Origin of the sequence: Microbulbifer sp. 2205BS26-8, from assembly GCF_030731025.1 — a bacterium.
Classification (GTDB): Bacteria; Pseudomonadota; Gammaproteobacteria; order Pseudomonadales; family Cellvibrionaceae; genus Microbulbifer; species Microbulbifer spongiae.
In genome coordinates, this window is sequence record NZ_JAVAMR010000002.1 from 114,704 (window position 1) to 136,838 (window position 22,135).

At 55.0% G+C, this 22,135-nt stretch carries 20 protein-coding genes and 1 pseudogene; 9 read left to right on the forward strand and 12 right to left on the reverse strand.

Annotated features, from left to right (window positions below; translation table 11 throughout):
* Nucleotides 1-56: 56 nt before the first annotated feature.
* The 4 genes and pseudogenes from Q5Y71_RS01145 to Q5Y71_RS01160 all read right to left on the reverse strand — a co-directional run bounded on the left by Q5Y71_RS01145 (nt 57) and on the right by Q5Y71_RS01160 (nt 3,264).
* Nucleotides 57-275, reverse strand: coding sequence for a hypothetical protein (locus tag Q5Y71_RS01145; RefSeq protein ID WP_306039377.1), 219 nt, complete (start codon nt 273-275; stop codon nt 57-59).
* 109 nt (nt 276-384) lie between these two features.
* Entirely contained in the window at nt 385-1,362 is a 978-nt protein-coding gene (locus tag Q5Y71_RS01150) for a serine protease (protein ID WP_306039379.1), read from the reverse strand.
* A gap of 556 nt (nt 1,363-1,918) precedes the next feature.
* The gene (locus tag Q5Y71_RS01155; protein ID WP_371876975.1) at nt 1,919-1,990 is read right to left on the reverse strand and encodes an integrase core domain-containing protein; all 72 of its coding nucleotides are present in this window, start codon (nt 1,988-1,990) and stop codon (nt 1,919-1,921) included.
* A gap of 69 nt (nt 1,991-2,059) precedes the next feature.
* Nucleotides 2,060-3,264: pseudogene (locus tag Q5Y71_RS01160) on the reverse strand (IS256 family transposase).
* Between the two features lie 231 nt (nt 3,265-3,495).
* Here Q5Y71_RS01160 and Q5Y71_RS01165 point away from each other — a divergent pair.
* A complete protein-coding gene (locus tag Q5Y71_RS01165; protein ID WP_306039381.1) occupies nt 3,496-3,699 on the forward strand; it encodes a hypothetical protein in 204 nt (67 codons plus the stop codon).
* 5 nt (nt 3,700-3,704) lie between these two features.
* Here Q5Y71_RS01165 and Q5Y71_RS01170 read toward each other — a convergent pair whose 3' ends face one another.
* From Q5Y71_RS01170 to Q5Y71_RS01180, 3 genes are all read right to left on the reverse strand, one after another.
* The gene (locus Q5Y71_RS01170; protein ID WP_306039382.1) at nt 3,705-5,369 is read right to left on the reverse strand and encodes an aminotransferase class V-fold PLP-dependent enzyme; all 1,665 of its coding nucleotides are present in this window, start codon (nt 5,367-5,369) and stop codon (nt 3,705-3,707) included.
* Nucleotides 5,366-6,154 (reverse strand): TatD family hydrolase, encoded by a 789-nt coding sequence (locus Q5Y71_RS01175; RefSeq protein WP_306039383.1) that lies wholly within the window; start codon nt 6,152-6,154, stop codon nt 5,366-5,368. The genes Q5Y71_RS01170 and Q5Y71_RS01175 overlap by 4 nt, the downstream gene beginning before the upstream one ends.
* Nucleotides 6,155-6,472: 318 nt before the next feature.
* Nucleotides 6,473-7,708: a sodium:proton antiporter gene (locus Q5Y71_RS01180; protein ID WP_306039386.1), complete on the reverse strand. Its 1,236-nt coding sequence runs from the start codon at nt 7,706-7,708 to the stop codon at nt 6,473-6,475.
* A 229-nt stretch (nt 7,709-7,937) separates the two neighbouring features.
* Between Q5Y71_RS01180 and Q5Y71_RS01185 the strand changes: the two genes are divergently transcribed.
* Nucleotides 7,938-9,026, forward strand: a complete 1,089-nt coding sequence (locus tag Q5Y71_RS01185) for a PA0069 family radical SAM protein (protein WP_306039388.1) — start codon at nt 7,938-7,940, stop codon at nt 9,024-9,026.
* Nucleotides 9,027-9,078: 52 nt separating this feature from the next.
* On the forward strand, nt 9,079-9,351 hold the full coding sequence (locus Q5Y71_RS01190; protein ID WP_301417883.1) for a GIY-YIG nuclease family protein: 273 nt from the start codon (nt 9,079-9,081) through the stop codon (nt 9,349-9,351).
* Between the two features lie 154 nt (nt 9,352-9,505).
* On the opposite strand, the gene tmpT is transcribed toward Q5Y71_RS01190, so the two are convergent.
* Complete coding sequence (gene tmpT, locus Q5Y71_RS01195) at nt 9,506-10,144, reverse strand: thiopurine S-methyltransferase (protein WP_306039391.1); 639 nt, start codon at nt 10,142-10,144, stop codon at nt 9,506-9,508.
* A gap of 160 nt (nt 10,145-10,304) precedes the next feature.
* Complete coding sequence (locus Q5Y71_RS01200; RefSeq protein ID WP_306039393.1) at nt 10,305-11,000, reverse strand: SDR family oxidoreductase; 696 nt, start codon at nt 10,998-11,000, stop codon at nt 10,305-10,307.
* Nucleotides 11,001-11,054: 54 nt separating this feature from the next.
* Here Q5Y71_RS01200 and Q5Y71_RS01205 point away from each other — a divergent pair, with 54 nt between their 5' ends.
* The 4 genes from Q5Y71_RS01205 (at nt 11,055) to Q5Y71_RS01220 (ending at nt 14,664) form a co-directional block, all read left to right on the forward strand.
* Nucleotides 11,055-11,375, forward strand: a complete 321-nt coding sequence (locus tag Q5Y71_RS01205) for a DUF3301 domain-containing protein (RefSeq protein ID WP_301417877.1) — start codon at nt 11,055-11,057, stop codon at nt 11,373-11,375.
* A 433-nt stretch (nt 11,376-11,808) separates the two neighbouring features.
* Nucleotides 11,809-12,876 (forward strand): trans-acting enoyl reductase family protein, encoded by a 1,068-nt coding sequence (locus tag Q5Y71_RS01210; RefSeq protein ID WP_306039395.1) that lies wholly within the window; start codon nt 11,809-11,811, stop codon nt 12,874-12,876.
* A 214-nt stretch (nt 12,877-13,090) separates the two neighbouring features.
* Nucleotides 13,091-13,597 (forward strand): phosphatase PAP2 family protein, encoded by a 507-nt coding sequence (locus Q5Y71_RS01215; protein ID WP_306039397.1) that lies wholly within the window; start codon nt 13,091-13,093, stop codon nt 13,595-13,597.
* Complete coding sequence (locus Q5Y71_RS01220; protein WP_306039399.1) at nt 13,594-14,664, forward strand: MJ1255/VC2487 family glycosyltransferase; 1,071 nt, start codon at nt 13,594-13,596, stop codon at nt 14,662-14,664. Before Q5Y71_RS01215 ends, Q5Y71_RS01220 begins: the two co-directional genes overlap by 4 nt.
* Nucleotides 14,665-14,868: 204 nt before the next feature.
* On the opposite strand, the gene Q5Y71_RS01225 is transcribed toward Q5Y71_RS01220, so the two are convergent.
* Entirely contained in the window at nt 14,869-15,771 is a 903-nt protein-coding gene (locus tag Q5Y71_RS01225) for a zinc metalloprotease (protein WP_306039401.1), read from the reverse strand.
* A 1,682-nt stretch (nt 15,772-17,453) separates the two neighbouring features.
* Here Q5Y71_RS01225 and Q5Y71_RS01230 point away from each other — a divergent pair.
* Nucleotides 17,454-18,302, forward strand: coding sequence for a zinc-dependent peptidase (locus tag Q5Y71_RS01230; protein ID WP_306039402.1), 849 nt, complete (start codon nt 17,454-17,456; stop codon nt 18,300-18,302).
* A 310-nt stretch (nt 18,303-18,612) separates the two neighbouring features.
* Here the strand turns inward: Q5Y71_RS01230 and Q5Y71_RS01235 are convergent, their stop codons facing one another.
* Nucleotides 18,613-18,990: a hypothetical protein gene (locus Q5Y71_RS01235; protein ID WP_306039404.1), complete on the reverse strand. Its 378-nt coding sequence runs from the start codon at nt 18,988-18,990 to the stop codon at nt 18,613-18,615.
* 107 nt (nt 18,991-19,097) lie between these two features.
* Nucleotides 19,098-21,077 carry an acetoacetate--CoA ligase gene (locus Q5Y71_RS01240; RefSeq protein ID WP_306039406.1) on the reverse strand — a complete coding sequence of 660 codons (1,980 nt, stop codon included), beginning with the start codon at nt 21,075-21,077 and terminating at the stop codon, nt 19,098-19,100.
* Nucleotides 21,078-21,247: 170 nt separating this feature from the next.
* Between Q5Y71_RS01240 and Q5Y71_RS01245 the strand changes: the two genes are divergently transcribed.
* Entirely contained in the window at nt 21,248-22,126 is an 879-nt protein-coding gene (locus tag Q5Y71_RS01245; RefSeq protein ID WP_306039408.1) for a LysR family transcriptional regulator, read from the forward strand.
* Nucleotides 22,127-22,135: the final 9 nt, after the last annotated feature.

A 22,135-nucleotide genomic window follows, 5' to 3' on the forward strand; every position in this document is an offset into this window, starting at 1 on the left:
TGTCTGAACTGATACATGTTAGAAATGTTATTAACGGCATCTTTTTTCAAATTGAATTAACGTGTCGATCTATTCTTTTTTGACAATAATTGCAATTTTTTAACCGTTACTGGATCAGCACTAAGCCATATTTGTAAAGGGTAGGATTCAAGAATAACCACGTCTTTTACCTGCCCTAATTGTTCAAGGCGTTGTACTTCGAGCAAAACAGGGTCAGGAGTCATCAAACTACCTCTTACCATGATGCGCTGCCATTCTGACTCTTCACTTGCCATTATTCCACATGCACTAAGAAAACTGATCAAAAGTAGTAGTTTTTTCATATCAGAATTTAAAAAGGCGCCGAAAGGCGCCTTTGCCAGTACCTGAAGCCAGTTAACTGCTTTATGGATAAGTTGTAATCCAGTCTTGTAAAGTAATATACACTGTGCTGGTTAAGCGGGTTCCACAGTTCTGTGTGGGTGATCCTGTAGTATGGATGCCACGGACAGCGTTACCAGTGTCTTTAATTCCGCTGCCACTTTGGCCACCTGCTGTGTCTAGTGTATAACACACCCTGAAGGTGGTTGAGGATGTATTGCCTGAGTCTGTCCACATTGTACCAAATGGCTTATCTCCTGGGTATCCGGTAACGCTATGTGTACCTCCCGAATAGGTTCCCCATCCGGAATGCCCACCGTGAGGTGCTTCAGCTAATACAATGATTGCGTAGTCCCGGTTGGTATCTGCATTATTGTGCCAGGCGGTGGTGGTGACAGCCTGTTTCCAGGTTTCACTACCCCATGGTTCGAAACTCCCGTTTTGGGCTACGGTGAAATCAAGTGAACTGTACCAGTTACCTGCACCATTGGAAACGCAATGTCCTGCTGTTAGGACATGCTTTTCGGTAATCAATGTGCCAGTACATCCTACATCAATGCGGCCGTTAAACCAATGAGGATTTTGTACGGTATTGGTAATTTGTATTCTATCGTCAGCACCTATAACAACAGAGGGAAATAATCTCTTATTATTATATGTGATTGTGGGTAATTGAGATTTTGATGAAAAGATACTTGCATCTAAGCCCTGTGATTCAATGATTGCGATCGCTTGCTCCAACAGTACAAGTTCCATCCCGTCTACTTTTGCTATATATTGCTTACCGTCTGGAGTGACAGCTATGGCACTTAAAGATGAGGCGCGCTCAGTTAAAGTATACTCTTTCTCAATAGAGGCTTCGTCGACTACTGGTTGTTTTGCAACATTATGTCCGCTTATGAAGCTCGCAGTTTGGTCTATCTCAACAAAATTGTAAAGGGGGCCTGCGTGTGATACCCCTGAAAGTATTGCCAGTGAAAGAAAAATATGAGTCCGATTCATATCCAATTCCTCACAGTTAATTTTTATATGGCTTTGGCACAACCAATCCTTTTTGCACTAGTTTCTGTGCGGGTGAATAATATAGTATTGCTATTTGGATTTACAACTCGGCAAAACGATTTTTAATTTAACTGGCGCCATAATCTTTATGTTTTATTTGGTGATCACTGAAATTTACAATTTTTCTTTTTAATGCTCTGAGGGTTCCAAAACACAATAGCCTGGAACGATAAAACCCATTTTTCTGGGTAAGTTTACGTTACCCCAGCGATGGTTTTATGCTTAAAAATAATCCTGGGAATAGGTGGCAAGATGTAATTGACTCCAATTCATTTGGTCAGTAATTAGAATTTTCTCGTATTCTATTTGTAGAAAATTATGTGTGAGATGTCACGCCAAATTAACAGTTAAATTTCGGGTATTGTCGAATAGGTCGAAGAGGAAACCCTAAGGTCATAGCATTCTTGGAAATACGATATGAGTGTGACCTTTCCCCCTGCATTAGTACCATTCGCAGGATGAGATTCTTGTAAATTACGCCACCTTTTGAGCAAACTCAACTGGGCGGTATATAGCCGAGTGAGCTGTGCGGCCTGATGGTGTTGTAGTGTTCTCGCCACTGACCGATTTCCTAGCGTGCTTCTTCCAATGTTCTGAACCAGGAGGGTGTTCAAAACTCTGTGTCAGCCAAGTAGCCTCATAGGCTGATGTATTTCTCTAATCGCTCCGGGAAGTGGATCGCGAGCTGTGACAACGTCAGGTTCCAGTTTTGAATTGGACGCGACCAGCGCTCGGAGGCTTTCAGTATACCGGCATACAACAGCTTGAGTAAGCTGTTCTCACTGGCGAAGCCGCCCTTGGTCTTGGTCAGCTTCCGGAACTGCCGGTGGACAGCCTCGACAGCGTTGGTAGTGTAAATCGCCTTACGCACGTATTCGGGATATTTGAAGTAGGTGGACAGGGTGGGCCACTTGTTGCGCCATGACTTGATTACCATTGGATATTTGTCGCCCCCCTGACCTCCAACTCGTCCAGGGCGCTCTCGGCGGCATTGAGCGTAGCTGCTTTGTAGACGCACTTGAGGTCGACCATGAAGGCCTTCTGATTCTTCGAGGCCACGTACTTCATCGAGTTACGGATCTGATGGATGATACAGTGCTGGATCTCAGTTTTGGGGTAGAGGCTCTCGATGGCCTCGGGGAAGCCCTGCAGGCCGTCCACACAGGCAATCAGGATGTCTTTAACTCCACGGTTGTAGAGGTCAGTTAGCACGCTCAGCCAGTGGTGTGCGCCTTCCTGCCCGGAGAGGTAGAGCCCCAACAGCTCTTTCTTACCTGCGATGTTCAGGCCAAGGATCGTATAAATGGCCTTATTTGTATAGCGGTCGTTTTCCTTGATTTTGTAGTGGATAGCGTCGAGCCAAACGATAGGGTAGATAGCCTCCAGGTCGCGCTCACGCCAGGCCTGCAGTTCAGGCAGTAGCTTGTCTGTAACGGTATTGATGGTGCCGTTGGAGAGCTCCATGCCGTAGATCTCGGCAATGTGGGTACGGATGTCCTGGTAGCTGTTACCCAGGGCAAACAGCGCGATGACCTTGCGTTCCAGTTCGTCGGTTAGCTGGGTTTGGTGCTTCTTGACGATCTGCGGCTCGAAGGTGCCAGAACGGTCCCGCGGCGCCTGCAGCTCAAAGCTGCCAGCGGGACTTTTTATGGTTTTGGAAGTGGTACCATTCTTGCGGTTGGTCTTGTTCTCGCTGGTGAGGTGCTCCTCCAGCTCCGCTCTCATGGCAGTTTCAGTGAGTTGTTTGATCAGTGGAGTCAGGATACCGTCTTTACCGTTGAGGTTTTTGCCCTCACGCAGCGCCTTGACAGCGGCCTCCATATCGAAGGTAGGTTTGGTCATGGGTCATCTCTTTTTTGCTAATGGTAAAGAAATGACACAGAATTCTGAATACTACCCTCATGTAGCAAACAAAGGCTTTGATGCTGCAAGGGCGTCCCTTGGACGTACAAGAGGCACTTATAATATCCTTAACCGGCCTGCGCCTATCGCTACCTGAATAGGCCCTTTCGCTGGCTGCCCTATGCCAACGAGGCTGTTTATCCCTGCTACATCCTGCACCAGACCATCACGGTGACTGCCGTATTTACGTTAGGTAGCCTGCCCCTGGGGCCAGTATTCGAGCCCCTGCTGGTTTTATTGATTACCGTTGCAGGATGCCTGCTACTACACGAACTGCTTATTCGCCGGGTGCCGCTGCTGCGCTTACTGTTCGGCTTGAAACCCCTCACAGGAAAATGCAGCCCGGCAGCGGACAGCCTGGCCCAGGGCACCTGAAGGCATCATTTCTGGGCCAGGCTGGCCTCCACCTGCTGCAGGGCCCGGCGCATCAAGGCGTAAAACCCGTTGCTGCGGGACTGGCTGAGGTGTCTACCCAGCCCCAGTTCTTCAAATAACCGGGGCAGGTCGAGAGCGCTAATCTCCCCGGCCGTGCGCCCATCAATCTGTGACAGTAGCAGTGCCCCCAGGCCTTTGACCACACGGCTGTCACTGTCCAGTTCAAAGAAATGGCGCCCGCCCTCCTGCCGGTGCACCAACCAGGCCTGGGATTCGCAGCCCTGTACGAGATTTTCCTGGCGGCGAACTTCCGGTTTGTGGTGAATCACCTTGCCCCAAAGCAACAATTCCCGGTAGCAGCTCTGCCAGTTGCGCTGGGAAACCAGGTGTGCCAGTGACAACCGGGTCAAGTCGTCCCGCTGCCCACTGCCACTTTCCCGCTGTAACTGCTCCGCAGTTGGCCGGTGGAAATCACAGTACGCCCCTAGGGCCTGCAACAAAGCCCGGATATCGCTGTCGGTATTGTAAGCCGCAACAGAGGCACGCACCGTGACCGGATTGCTGCCAGCCCGGCCCAGCAGTTGCGCACAGTGGTGCCCCACCCGTACGGCAATGTCCCGTTCATCCAGCCAGTGCATAAGATCGGCGGCACTGCCCTGTACCGGCACAAAGGACGCAATACCCAGGTTGTTGCGGGCCTGGCTCACCAAGTGAAAGTCTGGCGATACCTCCAGTTCGCGATGCAACCAGTGCACCAGCTTCTGTTCGTGCGCGGCCATAGCCTCGCGGTCCTGCCGGGCAAGAAATGCCAGCACGGCCCCAAGCCCGGCAATCGCCGCCAGCGGAGAGGTGCCGGCTTCAAATTTATGCGGTAACCCGGCGTAGCGGCTGGTCTGTAGCCCCACTTCTGTAATCATCTCTCCACCGCCGAGCCAGGGGGGCATGGCTTCCAGCAACGCTTCGCGACCGTAGAGCAATCCGATACCGGTGGGCCCGTAGAACTTATGCGCAGAGCACACAAAGAAATCACAGCCAATTTTTTGTACATCAACCACTTCATGGGCCGCCAGTTGGGCGCCATCTACAATCCACACACTGCGTGTGTGTTGCACCTGCCGGCGCACCTGGGCCAAATCCGGACGCAACCCGATTGCGTTGGCGCCTCCGGTGATGGAAACCACCCGGGTGCGCTCATTCAGCACGGTGTTAAGCTGGTCAAACCGGGGGACACCCGCCGTATCCGGCACATATCGCAGCGTTAATTGATAGCGCTCGGCCGCCATCTGCCAGGGCACGATGTTGGCATGGTGCTCGGCGGTGGAAATCACGATCTCATCGCCGGGGGCGAGGCCACTGCACAGGCAGTGGGCAAGCAGATTCAGGGCTTCGGTGGCACCGCGGCAAAAGACCATTTCATTGGGGCTGGCGGCATTGACAAATTCCGCTGCCTGCCCGCGCACCCGCTCCACCATTTCCGTGGCTTTACGGGCGAGCCGGTGACTGGACCTGTGGGTGTTGGCACTGCTGTGCATATAATAATCGCGCACGGCATTGATCACCGACAAGGGCTTCTGTGTGGTCGCCGCGTTATCCAGGTAAACCAGCCGCGCATTTTCCCCCTGGGCAAAGAGTGGGAACTGCCGTTTGAATGCCTCTGCCGAAAAGCTCATAGGGAAAATAACATCTCGGTATTGTGACGGGTTGTATTGGCGATCTCATCTGTAGAAACGCCGCGCAACTCGGCCAGCTCTGCAGCGATTAATGGCAGGTGTTCGGGACTGTTGCGCCGCCCCTGTCGGCCCGATAAGGGCATATCCGGGGCATCGGATTCCAGCAGCAGGCTCTGCAGCGGCACGCGGGAAAACGTGCGGCGCGTTTTCGCCGCACGTGGGTAGGTGACAGTGCCACCCACCCCCAGATAGAACCCCAACTGCCAGTAATCCCCGGCCATCTGCTCGCTGCCACTAAAGGCGTGCACAACTCCACCGCGGGGAGGGCGATAGTGTTTCAGCAGCCGCAACACGGCATTGTGTGTACGGTGTACATGTAATACCAGGGGAAGCTGCAACGCGCAGGCCACTTCTATCTGTAGCCGGAACACGGCCTCTTGCAGGGCCAGGGGGGTGTCTATGGCGGTGTCCAGGCCGCACTCGCCTACCGCCACACAGGCATATTCGCGCACATGCGAGGTGAGGGCGTGACCGAGCTGATCCAGTCCCTCTGCCGATACGGTCAAATCCTCTATCCTGCCTACCCACCAGGGGTGAATACCCGCAGCCGCATACCAGCCCGGCTGGCCTTTGACCAGGTCTGCAAGGGGTTGCCACTGGGCCTCGCAAACGCCGGGAATAATCATCCGGCTGACACCGGCAGCCAAGCACCTTTGCCAAACCCGGCTCCTGTCCGGTGCAAAGGCATCAAAGTCAAAATGACAATGGCTGTCGATCAATTTCACTGAGCTCTCCGGGTTACCCGCACCTAGGTACGGGGCAATCACCCCCTCCCTGCCCGGTCTCAAACACCAAAGCCACTGCGGGGCATTGCCTGTATTGTAACGGCCCGCACCCGCCTGAAAAAAGTGGCCTCGCCTGCCCCCCCGGCCTGTGAGCCGTTGGGAAAAGCCCCTGCGTAACCACAAGATCCAGCCCCTCAAAACCGGTCTGCCAGCACCGGGCCTCATCGGGCCTTCCAACTGTTGCGAGCGGTTCGGCAATGCACAAGGGGTGCCCCGGCATGCCGGGGCTGGAGAGAAACTCCCAACTGGGCGCTACCCTTAGAGTTGCAGCTTTCTTATCAGGCGCGCACTGGTAGTACCCTGTACCAGCAGGGAGAAAAGAACCACACCGAACACCATGGATTGGATAGTCCACCAGTAAGGCAACTCAACCGGTAAAGACAGTACCAGTGCCACGGCAATAACGCTGTGCAAACCACCCCAGCTCATCAGCAGTCGCCAGGATTTTGGAATCGGCGGGCCGACAAATCGCGTGAGCGGTGCGACCAATACCACCGACAGCGCCCGCGAACCCAGGGCTGCCGCCGTTGCGATCAGCATCGCCAGCCATTGGTGCGTGAACATCTCAAAGGTAATCACCAGTCCCATGATGACGAAGATGATGGCTGTAAACAGCAATCCCAGCCACTCCCAGGTCGGTTCGGCGTCGGCGAGATAGGTTTTGCTCTGTTTGCGCAAACAGGAACGGGCCACAATGGCACAGATCATCACTGAAATAATGCCCGATACCTTGAATACGCTTTCCGCCAGGTAGAAGCTGCCAAACGCGGCAATGACCAGGGTCATCAGTGCCGCACTGGGGGAGCGCAAGAACAGGATCACCAGGGAGGTGACCAGGCCGAATACCAGCCCGCAGGCCACACCACCAAAAAAAATCATACAGAAATACAGTGCTACCGAACCGGCACTCAGTGACGGGGCCTCACTCCCCCCCTCCATCAGAGAGTAGGTTGCCAGCCCCAGCATCAGGGAGTAAAACACCACCGCTGCAGCGTCATTAAAAAGGCTCTCCCCCTCGACGAGAGTCACCAAATCCTTCCCACTGTGTGCCCGCCGCAATAAATTGACCACCGATACAGGATCGGTAGCGGCGAGGATCGCACCGGTCAACAGCGCTGCTGTCCAGGGGAATCCCTGAGGGTGTCCGATACCATAGTAAGTGATTGTCGCGATCAGAAAGGCACAGACAACCAGGCCCAGAGTAGAAAATAACAGGATCGGACCTATCCAGCGCTTCAATGCTTTTGGGTCCAGCTGCCAGGCCGATTCAAAAATCAGAACCGGCAGAATAACGAAAAAAACCAGATCACGCAGGCTGGTTGCCCGCACTCCGGTGTCGTACTCGATCACCGGCAGCAACAGAGCAGCCAGCACCCCGGCAACCAGGCAGCCGAGCGTGTTATCGATGCGCAGGATGCGTGCGATGCCCAGTCCAATAACCGCCGCCAGGGCCAGGTAAAGCCCCTGCCCTACAATGGTGACCAAATCACTCACGGGTTTGTCCCCTTGCAGTGCTTCAAACTGGCAATAGAAATATTAATTTTAATAGCTTTAGGCAATAGCTATTCCCCGGTTTTCCTCAACAGGCACACTTCAGAGACCAAACCCCGCACAATTGGGGCTTTCAACAGCCTTTTTCCCTGATGTGACTCCCCAAAGAATAGCTTGCGCAAAAGACAGACCTCACCATAGACTGTACATCTATACAGTTTGGATCCCGAATATGTCCGATAACAAAAGCGCCAACCCACTGCGTCACCACAAGGGGCGGGGTGCGGCCAGTAATATGGCCGGGCGTTTCACCCCTTATTCAAGCACCCGCGAGGGGGATGGGTGGGCGGTCAAAGCCGAACCGCTGGAGCGCCTGCTCACCGAGGCCATCGAGGAAAAGGCCCGATCGATCATTGCCACCAATCAATCGCCCGATATCCCCTTTACCCAGTCAATCAATCCTTACAGAGGGTGTGAGCACGGGTGTATTTATTGCTATGCCCGCCCAGCCCATGCCTACATGGATCTCTCTCCCGGCCTCGACTTCGAGAGCAGGATTTTTTTCAAGCCGAACGCCGCGACCCTGCTGGAACAGGCGCTGCGCAGGCGGAACTACCGCTGCAGCCCCATTGCACTGGGCACAAACACCGACCCCTACCAGCCGCTGGAAAAAGAAAAAGGTATCACCCGGACAATACTCCAGATGATGCAGCAGTTCCGACAACCGACAACCATTGTCACCAAGGGGCAGCTGATCCTGCGCGATTTACCGATTCTGGCAGAGATGGCCCAGGACAAGCTGGTCCAGATCGCCATTAGTGTCACCACACTGGATAATGCCCTGAAGAGAAAGCTGGAACCCCGCACAGCGGGCCCGTCTGCCCGGTTGCGTATTATTGAGCAACTGAGTGGTGCCGGGATACCCACGACAGTACTCGCGGCGCCAATGATCCCGGCACTCAATGACTGTGAACTGGAGGCTATCCTCACCGCTGCCCGCGATGCCGGCGCCGAGCACGCCGCCTACATCCTGTTGCGGTTACCCCATGAAGTGGCGCCATTATTCCGCGAGTGGCTCGCAGTACACTACCCGCAAAGGGCCAGACACGTGATGAGCCTGATACGGCAAAGCCGCGGCGGGCAAGACTATCAAAGCGACTTTTCCCAACGCCGTACCGGTACCGGGGTATTTGCACAGTTATTACGCCGGCGCTTTCATGTTGCCACCGGCAAACTGGGCCTGAATAACCGCCGCCTGTCGTTAGACTGCAGTGGATTCCGACCCCCGCCCGAAGCCGGCGAGCAGCGCGTGTTATTCTAGCGGCAGCAGAGGGTATGCACTATAAACAGTCTCTGAGCAGGTGAGCTACTGGATGCGTTGTTGGTTTGTCTATCTGATCCGCACGGGCAGCGGCACACTCTATACGGGGATCACCACAGATACCCGGCGGCGCTTTGCCGAACACTGTACCGGCGGCGCCAGAGCTGCCAGGGCCCTGCGCGGCAAGGGGCCACTCACTTTGGAATACCAGATCGAGACGCCGGACAAACCCACAGCTCTCAAACTGGAAAGGGCTATCAAGCGGTGGCCCAAGCAGAAAAAGGAGGGGCTGATTGCCGGCACAGAGCCGCTGCCCCATGTATGATTCCGCCAACCGCAAAGCTGGGCATAAAACGCATCAGGCACCCTGAAAAACCCGAACAGCACCGCCCTCTCCCAGCGGGCAGGCTGCGGTGTGTCACAGCGATAAAAAGCGGGGGGAATCAACACCCTCCCCCCGAGAGAGAAATCCTATCGCTCTATCTTGGGGTCAATAGCCAGGCCACTTCCTGTGCCGGTACCCGCCCTTTCAACCCCCCAGGCACCTCACGCTGGCGCAGCATCCTCACTTGATAGTTTGCCTCATAGCAATCAAAGATCGCCCTTGAGCTAACCGAGAAAGGCGGCCCGGCAAGCAGTGACTGCTCATACTCAAAGGTAATCAACAATTGCGGGGCAGCACCAGTTATGTCCATCAAGTGCCCGGTATACGCTTTGCGCATATCCGCAGGCAGAGCCACCAAAGCCGCGCGGTCGTAGATGGCATCCACAGTGCCAAGTAACGCTGCATCGAGATCAAATATATCGCCCACAAAAACCGTTGTGTTATCCCCATGGTAGCGCTTAAGCCGGTGCACCCTTTCGGTTTGTGGTATCACCCCCAGCTCTTGAAACAGCTGCTGCACAGCCATCTCACTCAGCTCGGCCCCGACCGTGTGAAGCCCTTTGGATTTCAGCCAGGCAATATCCCGGGTTTTACCGCAAAGGGGGAGAAAGACACAGTCCCCTTCGGACAGTGAAAGCTCTGGAAGGAGTTCCGCTAGCAGGGAATTTCCCGATTGTTCATGAAAACCAATGTCGTTCTTCTGCCACTTATCCAGCCAGAATGATTCTTTCATCGCACAACCTCTGCCTGCCCCAATCTGTGCCAATACCATTGAATGGGTCTCTGCCCGGCAACCGGATTTGCTGCCGGACACAGGGGGGTTTGTTACCGCTTCCCCCTTCGGTTTGGGCTCCGCAACCCGTCTACTTGAACAGGGATTACAGGGGCGACCATCACCAGGGAATTTCACTACCATCGTAATCGTAAAAGCGGCCGCTGTAAGTGATATCAGCTTCCAGCAGGATTTTTTTTAGGCCGTTGACACTTTGCTCGGCGGTAATCAATGCCCCGGGGCCTCCCATTGCCGTTTTCACCCAGCCGGGGTGCAGCGCTATCACCGCAATGCCCCGTTCGCACAAGTCGATGGACAGACTCTTGACTACCTGATTGAGTGCGGTTTTGGAGGTGCGATAGATATAGCCACCTCCGGAGCGGTTGTCGGCAATACTGCCCACCTTGCTGCTCATCATGGCAATGACCTTGTGATCGCTAGCCGCTACATTGCCACAGAAGGTCTCCGACATCATGTAGGGCGCGATGGTATTGGACTCCAGCACCCGACGCCACTCACTGCGATCCATCTTTCCAAAGCACACGCCCGGGGGGCCGTAATAGCCGGCATTATTGAGCAGGATATCGATAGCTTCTCCCTTGAGCGCCTCGCCCAGGGAAAGCATTTGTGCCTGATTGGTCACATCGAGTTGGATCAGCTCTACCCGCGGGTGTGCAGCCTGCAGGGACTTGAGTGCATCGGCACTGTCCGGGTCCCTGCAACAGGCAAACACCCGCCAGTCATCCCTGGCGAATTGGGTACACACCTCAAGGCCGATGCCGCGGTTGCTTCCGGTAATCAGTATGGTGCCAGACATTTCAACTCCTTCAATGTTATTCTTGGACAACGCGATCATAGCAACTGTAAGGCAATGTACTACGCACCAAGTGATCTCTTCTGGCTTTTGCTGCTCGTTGCGGGGGCCTGGTATGTCTGGGCAGGTATGGCGGCAAAGGAACAGGTACGCCGGGCCGCTTCCGCTCACTGTAAGCAGTTGGGGGTGCAAATGCTGGATGACACCGTTATGCTGGTGCGAACCCGCCTGAAGCGTGACAGGCGCGGCCAGATAGCCCTGCAGCGCAACTATGAATTTGAATTTACCTCCACGGGGCAACACCGCTACTCCGGTGTGGCGGTTCTGCATGGCCGCCGTATTGAGCAGCTGCAACTGTCTCCACACCACCTGAGCTGAATGGTCACAGGGTGGCAAACCACCAACCGATTCCCTTCCCGTGAGACTGAAAATACCCGGGTCGACTTCCACGGATTGCAGGCTGCGGCAAGGCCCCTGTACTCCTGGCGCATTTCCGCCAGGGCGCGCGGCAGCCGCCCCCTTTGCGTTTTCAAGCCGCTGGGATTTGCGCGAAACCCGAACATTCTAGCCTTTTTCGCGGCAGCGTTGCGCCGTTTCAGTTCAGCGGCCTCCGCCCTGAACACAATCATTGCACCCAGACACGGGCCAATATACCCTGCTATCTCCAGCCACCACCCAGCTCAGCCTTAAAAGACGGATGCGCCCGGCAAGCGGACCAGCCACGGGGGAACGTCCAGGCTTGCGGGGGAATAGACCTCAGGAGTTTACCCATTCAGGTATCCGTGAAGGCTGCACCCAACAGGGACGCTCTGTGAATAACAAACATATCATGATCTATGGCGCTTACGGCTATACGGGCGAACTGATCGCCCGCGAGGCTGTAGCGCGGGGATACCACCCGATCCTGGCCGGGCGCAATGCACAAAAGCTGCAGCTTTTGGCCGACGAGCTCAATCTGCCCGCCGTGGTGATCCCGCTCGATACACAGGAAACCCTTGAACAAAGCCTGCTAAACGTAGACCTGGTGATACATTGCGCGGGCCCTTTCTCTGCCACTGCCGAGCCCATGATGCGTGCCTGCATCAACGCACAGACCCATTACCAGGATATTACCGGGGAAATCGCTGTCTTCGAGGCCGCGTACAGCCTTGGGGACAAGGCCCGCACAGCCGGAATCGTCCTGTGCCCGGGTACCGGTTTTGACGTGATCCCCACAGATTGTCTCGCCGCTGCCCTGCACGCCGCCATGCCCTCGGCGACACATCTGGTTCTGGGATTTGATTCAGATTCCAGCCTCAGCCCAGGCACGGCAAAAACAGCCATAGAGGGCCTGGGCATTGGCAGTGCCGTTCGGCGCAATGGCAGGATTCAGGTAACCCGGCACGGGCAGGTGACCCGTCAGGTCGATTTTGGGCGGGGAGCTAAATTTGCTGTCGCCATCCCCTGGGGAGATATCGCCACCGCCTTCCACTCTACCGGCATTGGCAACATCGAGGTCTATATTCCCATGCCACCGGGGCGGGCAAGGAAATTACAGTACCTCAATACATTCCGCTGGCTACTGCGCAACAACCGGGTGCAAAACTGGCTCAAGGCAAAGGTCAATAAATCCCTGCGGGGACCCAGTGACACCTATCGCGCAAAACACAAAACCTGGGTCTGGGGAGAAGTGCGCAATGATCGCCGCGGCGAGCGCAAGGTGGGCCGTCTGGTTACTGCCAATGGCTATGATGTCACCGTATCCGGCGCACTGGCTGTGATGGAGTTTCTAGTCGATTATGCGGGCGATGGAGGGTATTTCACCCCCTCAGCACTGTGCGGTGCCGGGTTGGTGGAAAAATTACCAGGCTCCAGTGCCCTAGACATCACCAGCGGTTAATTCAAACCCGTTTTTTCATGGATATGGCAGGCGGGATTGCGCTTCCCCGGAATCTACCATTGCTGTGCTCTTCCCGATTTTTGCCCCTCCGGCCGTGACCCCTGCGGATTGACGGTCATTATATTTCACTTTTTCAGGCTTCATCGTTCTGACATCAAACGGTCAACTCCGTGTAATACTCCATACTTAAGTTTGCGGCATGCGAGGCTTATCGATGAATTTAAAGAGTCTTGATGTGTCACTGGTGCTGTACATGATGGAGCGGGCGTCTCGCCCGCACTCGCACAGGCACTATCTCTGGCTATCCAGGTCTGGAGATGGTTGGTTATCCGTATCGGTACTGGCAAGTTACATCGTTTTGAATAACGCCATTTCGTTGTTTATCGCAGCGTGCACCGCTGTTACGCTGGAGCGCTCCCTGTATTGGACCATCAAAAATACCACACGGCGGCTACGCCCGGCCCAGGCAATTCCAGGCATGCAAACAGCCATTGTGGCTTTTGACCGATTCAGCCTGCCCTCCGGGCATACCTCCGCCGCTTTCCTCTTTATCACATTTATGTGCCTGGGTATCAGCCCTGTATGGGGTTTTGGGTATATCTGGGCCCTCGGCGTGGGTGCTGCCCGGGTGAGCCTAGGGGTGCATTACCCTTCAGACGTGTGTGCCGGCGCCATGCTCGGTACCAGTGTCGCATTGATAACGGTATCTGCCCTGTTATGAAAATACTCTATGGAGTTCAGGCTACCGGTAACGGACACATTGCCCGTTCACGTACCCTGGCCAAGGCGTTAGAAAAGTATCCGCAGATACAAATACAGTGGCTCTTCTCCGGTCGACCGCGGGAAAACCTATTTGGGATGGAGCCGTTCGGGGATTTCTGGTGGCGTAGAGGCATGACCTTTGTGCACCGTAAGGGCAAACTCAAGAGCCTCGCAACCCTGAGACAATTGCGTTTATTGCAGGTCGGGAAGGAAATTACCGAGTTACCGGTGACTGGCTTCGATTTCATTATCAGTGATTATGAACCCATTACCGCCTGGGCCGCTAAGATCCGTAAAATACCCAGTATCGGTATCGGCCATCAGTATGCCTTTCTGCACTCAATACCAATGCCGCGATTCAACTGGCTATTCCACACCATACTGCGGTCTTTTGCCCCCACGCAAAGAAGTCTTGGCCTGCACTGGCACCATTTTGGCAACCCGATCCTTCCGCCTATCGTCCCGCCCCGGCGGGAACCGGATACGGAGGTTGGCGAGCATATTCTGGTTTACCTGCCCTTCGAAGATCCGCTGCCGATGCTAGAGGCACTGTCCAAGGTCGACCGCCAGTTTATTGTCTACGGGGTAGCGGACACACTGGCTGCGGCTGACAACATCCAACTGAAGGCCCCTTCGACAGTGGGCTTTCAGCGGGATCTGGCCAGTGCCAGGGCGGTGATCTGCAACAGCGGATTCGAACTGCTTGCGGAAACCCTGGCCCTGGGAAAGCCCATACTGAGCCGACCTCTCGCCTATCAATTCGAGCAGGAGGCCAATGCCAAGGCATTGGATCAGCTGCAACTGGCGAAAGTTGTCAAACGCATTGATGCCGACAGCATCACCGCCTGGCTTGACGCCCTCCCCACACCGCAGCGTATCCAGTGGCCCAATGTCGCCGAAGCTATCGCCCAATGGATAGCCGATGGCTGCAAACAGCATCCCGCCGCGCTGGCTCGGTCACTCTGGTGCCAGGTAACCCCACCTCCCAGCGAGGAACCGACACCTGCCTACGGGAAAATACGCTAGAACCCGCGGCCAATCGCGTTATATGCCAGCCCGCTGACTTTGCTTTCGCGGCTGGTGCAAATTGCATAGTACCCTGTGTCCCCGACACCCGATGGTGATATTCGCCTACCGGCTTATTGGGCAACAAAAGCACTTCCCTGTGCTGGTTTTTATTCCTTTTTATTCAATGGTCGAATTTTTCAACAGCAGCCATTCAACGGACTTTTATAAGCCGCGGTAAAAACTGCTCTGCTGGCTTGCGCGTGTGTTCTGCCCTGCAGTGAACTGGAACATACAGGAGTCATCTGTATAATCCATGTAGTTGAATATCGGATCAACGCCTGCCGACCCCGGGCAGGAATCGCGGCCCACCGGGCAACCGAATGCGGGGGATGCTTCCGCCGGTGTGTCCGAAACGAAATCGCCGGGATTGCTGCACCCACCCTGGAAAGTATGGTAAAGACCGATCCAGTGACCGACCTCGTGAACAAGTGTGTCGCCTTCATTGTACGGCGATGCACTACCACCTGGTAAAGATCCGGTTAGGATAACCACACCATCGTTGACCGGGTTGGATGGATAACTGCTTGGAAAGGTCGCCCAGCCGAGAAGACCACTGCCGATATTTGCCACATATATATTCAAGTCCGCAGCACCCCCAACACGCAGAGAAGACTTCATTGAAAATTCGGCGCCGGAACCTGGAGTGACCCTATACCAGTTATTATTTGCGGTTGTGGTAGTGGAAACCAGGTTAAAGGAAAATGCCGTACCTGAAAATCCGGAATTAAGCACGTTCATCTGGTTATTGATTTCAGCTTGGGTGAGCGCACCATTACCTGCACTGTCTGTTATGACATGAAAGTACACATTAACAGTAGCGGGAATAAGCTGTTGGGAATACTCATCACCATGAGCGAACTTCTGGCGCATACTGTTGAAGTACTGTTCCTGTAACTCAGCCTCTTCTCTGCTTGGATGTTCAGTTCCGCAGTGGCGCAATATCCCCTCCGCTGACTGGTCCTTTGCAACATTTTTAGCAGCAGCAGAAAATGAGAATAATGAAACAAGCAGAGCCCCAAAAATCCATAGACTGCGGCAGGAGATTTTATTATTTAAAGTTATCATGGGTAGTCGTTTCCTATACCAAAATTTCCTTATTTTGCCACCCAGCTTCATCGGGCAGCGTCAATTCCCTAGCAGGCTGCAACGACAATCAATAGCGATCAACCGTACAGGCAACATTGCAAACAAAGAACTGAAAAATAAAAACAGCAGAGGCTATGAAATACAAGAAGACTCGTAGATTTGCACCAAAACCCAAAACAAAAAGTGAACAGTTTGCAAAAACCGCAAAGCCACCCAGTGGCGCAGTACAAATAATCAGCCCGAGAGGTCCGCCAAATATAAGAGCCCTGAAAGCAAACACAACAAGAAAGTGCGCTTTTTTATAACCAGATCACAAATAACTGATATAAAATATTACCTAATTACCATCGAGCTTAAGCCTGCGCTGCAAGGGTGTACGATTTCACCCCGAAAAATAAGAGTTTTAACGAAGCAGGAGGCTCCACCTCCTTCCGTAGCTCTAGATTTCGCAGATCAGAGAGAATAGCCGACACTTGCCATCTCCTTATATTTAGGGTTATGCAGGGTATGCAGCCACTAACTCATAAAGGTTGCTTAGCTTGGATGGTAATTAGGAAATATTATAAGCTGTCGTGAAAACCTCCCTAACAATGCAAATACAAACAACAGACAGCCTGTAATACATACCAATAAAGTAAATAAATGTCAGACCTACACGAAATATAAAATTCACCATCCCATCGACTGTCTTTTTATTTTCTGGTAAATGGGTCAAATTTTCCCTGCCCAAAAAAAGCCTCAGCAACCGCATCAAAAAATTGTGACCTCTATTTCCCGCAACCACTCTATTAATGGCAGACGCTGATCCTTGCAATCCATCGACAGCTGACCAGGCTATCTTAACTGCAACCCCATCCCACCCACTTCTGCGGCTTGGCATTTCGCTACGGGGATTGCGCTAATGCTGGTGGCGATACAGTCTCTAACCAGACTCGTTCAAGCTTTCGCGCGGCGTATCCCAACCGTTGAAGACACTTGTAGCACGGTATCGCATCAGTCCCAGAGGCATTGTCTGCAATTTTGCCTGTGCAGAGAGCGCTTCCGCACCCAAGCATGAAACGCATTGCAGAGCAGTTTTTCTGGCCACCTTCAACGGATCACAGCATTTGTGGTTTCAAAACAGCACATTACAAAACATCACCGCCTCAAATCCTGTTGTCACTGCATCCGCAGGTTTCCAAATCATAAGATATCAATTGAAGGAACCATGAAAATTTCGGGTTTGCCTTTCCCATTGTAAAAACCCCTGTGGTCTTTCAGGCTTTTAGAATCACAAAATCGCATCCTTTCGGGTACCGCAATACACCGGGTCTTTATTGGCGGTTGATACCACAAATTTTGTGCATTCCCCCTTGTGACGGTAGCCCGAAAGTGCGGGGTGGTTTCCGACATTCAACACACCGGCACAATCCTGGGCCTTTTAAGGCGCCCTCGGCAAAAACCGGGCAGTTTCCGTTACCTGCCGATTTTTTGCACTGGCATGCCGGGGCCAACCCGTGAATCTTGTGTTTACCGATAAGCTTATTAAAATACACTCAGGGCGTGAGCTCTGCTGTGATGCGCCCTTGGACCCCAGGATTTTAACCGGCCCTACCCTTTGCAATAACGGGTATCGCCGGGCATGATCTGAGCCAGCGCAAATAACGGCAAGGGTTGCTTGTATGACGGTTTTCCTCGCCATCATTCTTCTGGCTCTGGCCGCCTGGTTAATCCCTTTCTATTACAATCGCTGGCGCTTGAACTACCGCCGCGCCAAACCACTGAGTGACAAACAGCTACAGTTGCTCGGGGAAACACTGCCTCTCTACCATTCCCTGAACCCGCAACAGCAGGGAGAATTGCGGGGAAATATCGCTCTGTTTCTGCACGACAAGACGTTTGTCGGCTGCGAGGGATTGCAGGTCGATGAGAGAATGAAAGTGGCCATTGCCGCCCACGCCTGCCTGTTGCTGTTGGGGCGCAAAAATGCTTGCTATCCCAGTCTCTACAGCCTGCTTCTCTATCCGGATACCTATGTCGCACAGGAAACAAAACGGGAGGGCTATATAGAAACCGCAGGACACAGTGTGCGGGCGGGAGAGGCCCATTACCGCGGTCCCGTGGTCCTGTCCTGGGGTGACCTGGAGGAGAATCTGCAGCATCCCCAGAAAGGGCACAATGTGGCCCTGCACGAGTTCGCGCATAAGGTGGATGAGGAGGATGGCCGCTTCGATGGCCGCCCCCTGTTCGAACGGGCCAGTGAGGGGGCCAACTGGGCCGGGGTGATGAACAGGGAGTTTGCCCGTCTGCGCCGGCGCGCCCAATTCGGCAACCTGGCTGACGAGGCACCCTCGGTGCTCGATCTCTACGGCGCGCAGTCACCCGCGGAATTCTTCGCTGTGGCCACAGAGACTTTTTTTACCATCCCCGTGGCGATGCGGCAACTGCACCCACAATTGTATGAGGAACTGAGTCAGTTTTATCGGTTGGACCCCGCAACCCTTATGAGCGGGAAACCTTCCGCTGTTTAGCCGGTTGGTATGCGGGAATGCCCCCGTCTTTACCCCCCATCAAAGCGGACTGCGCACTTACTAACCCCTTTTCCAAGGTAACTCCACACCGCCCGGGCCACTATCACACCCATGGGCGGTTTTAAACTGCAGGTTGAATTTATCCCGCAATGCTCTGCACGGAGCACCCGGCCCCACTACTTTCGGGTTCGCTCCGGCAGGGGGAAGGGAGGGTAATCTACCGGCAACAGGAGCCAATCCCGCTACCGGCCGGCGGCCAACAGGCAGGAAACGCGATTGATCCGCTGGGTACAGGGATTCCCAGACGGATTTATGGCTGGGCAGTACCGGAAGCGCCCAGCAGCGGATTGCAGTTCTGAATAATTACCCGCCCCTCAAGAATATTTCCCCTGGAGTACTCAGTGAAAATACATTGATTGGTGTTGGGATCGTAGTTTTCGATCCATAGATTGTCGTCTTTCCAGGTAGCCCCAATATGCCGAAACCCCTCCGGCACAGAGATTCGCATGACGCCGCCAAAACGCTTCACAAACACCTGCTGGTAGTGGAAATAATAGGCCAGCCAGCCCGCCAGAAAGAAGACCGCGGCCACGATAGCGCCTATTTTCAGGCTGCCCATACGGCTGCCCACATAGAGAGAGAGAATCACCAGGGCGATAACCGCCGCCCAGTAGAGATAGGTAACCATGCCTGTTCTTTTACCGTAACTAGTGTGTATTGCCCTTGGGCAAGAGTAGCGCAGAACCGGCGCAAACAAAATAGCGCCCGCACAACGGTTCCTGCTGCCGCTATGCTTTAGTCTTCCTCCAGCGCCGGCAACTGTTCGAATAACGCCAGTGCTTCGGGGTTGGCCAGCGCCTCCCTGTTCTTCACCGCCTGGCCATGCACCACATTGCGCACTGCCAGTTCAACAATTTTTCCGCTGATGGTACGGGGAATATCCGCCACCTGAACCACCTTCGCCGGTACATGGCGGGGCGTGGTGTTGGCGCGAATGGTGGTGCGGATTTTCTGTATCAGCGCCTCATCCAGTTGCACTCCATTGCGCAGCACCACAAACAGTACCACGCGCACATCGTCGTGCCACTGCTGGCCTATGCAGATACTGTCGAGCACCTCCTCCACTTTTTCCACCTGGCGGTAGATCTCTGCGGTACCAATGCGCACACCACCGGGATTGAGCACCGCATCAGAGCGCCCGTAAATAATCACACCGCCGTGTTCTGTGATCTCCGCATAGTCTCCATGGGCCCAAACGCCGGGCCAGTGCGCAAAGTAGGCGCTGCGGTATTTTACCCCTTCGGGATCATTCCAAAAGCCAATCGGCATACAGGGGAAAGACCGGGCACACACCAGTTCGCCTTTCTCAGCCGTCACCGCCTGGCCGCTGTCGTTCCAGACTTCCACCGCCATGCCCAGACCGCGACACTGCAGCTCGCCCGCAAAGACCGGCAGGGATGGATTGCCAAGGGCAAAGCAGGAAATGATGTCGGTGCCACCAGAAATGGAAGACAGACAGAGGTCCCTCTTGATCTCCCGATACACATAGCGAAAGCCCTCGTGGGCCAGGGGGGATCCGGTAGACAGCAGCGCGCGAAGTTTTTCCAGCCGGTGGCTCTCCCGCGGTTTACAGCCACTCTTCTCCAGCGCGGCAATGTATTTGGCACTGGTGCCGAATACGCTGATACCCTCTTCATCCGCCATATCCCATAGGCTCTTCGCCCCGGGGTAAAACGGCGAACCGTCAAACAGCACCAGAGTAGCGCCGGAGGCGAGGCCGCTCACCAGCCAGTTCCACATCATCCAGCCGCAGGTGGTGAAGTAAAACAGTGTGTCCTCGCGACGCAGGTCACAGTGCAGGCGGTGCTCTTTCAGGTGCTGCAGCAGGGTGCCACCGGCGCCGTGCACGATACATTTTGGGACCCCGGTGGTACCGGAGGAGTACATGATGTACAGGGGGTGATCGAACCCGGTCTGCACAAAGGCGAGCTTGGACGGGGGTGCCGCAGTTTCAAAGTCCTGCAGCAGAATGGCCTTTTCCACGGGCTGCGCAGCCAGCACCCCGGCGGTCTGCTCCTCAGTGCGGGCAACGGGCACCACCACGAGTTTTTCGAGGGCATTGATACGGCCCACTATATCCCGCAAGCGCGGCAGGGAGTCAACCACCTTGCCGTTATAGAAATACCCCTCGCAGGCAAACAGCACTTTCGGCTCCACCTGTCCGAAGCGGTCGAGTACCCCTTGGATACCGAAATCCGGGGAGCAGGAGGTCCAGATGGCCCCGAGGCTGGTGGTGGCCAGCATCGCCACCACGGTATCGATCACATTGGGCATAAAGCCCGCCACACGATCCCCCTGCACCACGCCCTGATCAGCCAGGGCAGCGGCGAGGCGCTCTACCCGCTGGTAGAGTTCCGCATAGCTGAGCTGTCGGCGGCCGCCATTTTCCAGGCGCTCAACCAGGGCCGGCCTGTTATCGCGAAAGCGCAGCAGGTTCTCGGCAAAGTTGAGTCTGGCACCGAGAAACCACTGGGCCCCCGGCATGCCGTCGCGCCCGAGCACCACATCCCCGCGCGCACTGGCCAGCACCCCGGTGAAATCCCACAGGTCGCTCCAGAAGGTTTCGCGCGCCTCCACCGACCACTGGTAGAGGGCACTGTAATCACTCAGTGTCAGCTGGTGTCTCTCATTGACCCAGCGGCGAAACGCTTCCATCTGGGTGGCGGCAACGGCCTCAGGGCTCGGTTGCCAAAGGGGTTGTACAGTGTCCTTCATCTCAGCAGACCTTATGCATTCACAATGCTCAGCGGTTGTACGAGTTTCGCTCGGTGCGAAGGAGGCCATCATGCCTTGCCGGGCAGATTTAAACTATTTTAATCTTATAAAGGTTTATTAAAAAATATTAAAGTCCCCCGTAAGCTATCCAAGGGCGGTCTGGAGTCCCCGTGAGTGCAACCATCAAGCAGCTGCGCGCCTTTACGGCCGTAGCGCGCAGCCGCAGCCTGGCGGAGGCCAGCGCGCAGTTACATCTCTCCCAGCCCGCCCTGTCTGTGGCTATTCGCAATCTGGAAGCCACCGTCGGTGGCCCCCTCTTCAGCCGCGATGGCCGCCAGCTGGTGCTGACACCCGAGGGACGGGAATTTCTCTCACGTGCCGAGCAGCTGCTGCACAGTTGGGACCAGTCACTGGAGGCCATACAGCAGCGGTTCCGCCTCGAACGCGGACAGCTACAGCTGGCGGTGATTCCGGCTTTTGCCCTGAACCGCCTGCCAACACTACTGGCACAGTTCCACCGGGGCCATCCCCGGATCGATATTGTGCTGGAGGATGTGGTGATGGAACGGGTGGTGCAGTCAGTTCAAGAGGGACGCGCTGAACTGGGCATCTGTTTTCGCCCGGACGATTTGGGCGGTCTGGTGTTCATTCCTTTCGAGCGCGACCGGTTTATCGCCGTGATACCGGCACAACATGCACTGGCCGGAAAGCGCGCCTTGCAGTGGCGCGACCTGGCCGCGCACCCGTTTATCTCCATGAACCGGGGCTCGGCCGTGCGCCGCTGGACAGAGGAAGCCTTTGCGCGCTGCGGCCAGGCCGCCCGCTATATTTGCGAGGCCAACCAGCTCAGCACCATCGGGCAACTGGTCCGCGCGGGGCTGGGTGTCAGTGCCGTGCCGCGCCTGTGTGCGGCCCAGATGCAGGAATACGGCTTGCATTGCCACACCCTGTCGGCACCGGTCGTCACCCAGGATGTGGGCATCCTCCTCAAGAACCGCGGCAGCCTCTCGGCACCGGCACAAGCCTTCTTGCAGCTGGTCAGTGCGTGATTGTCAGCG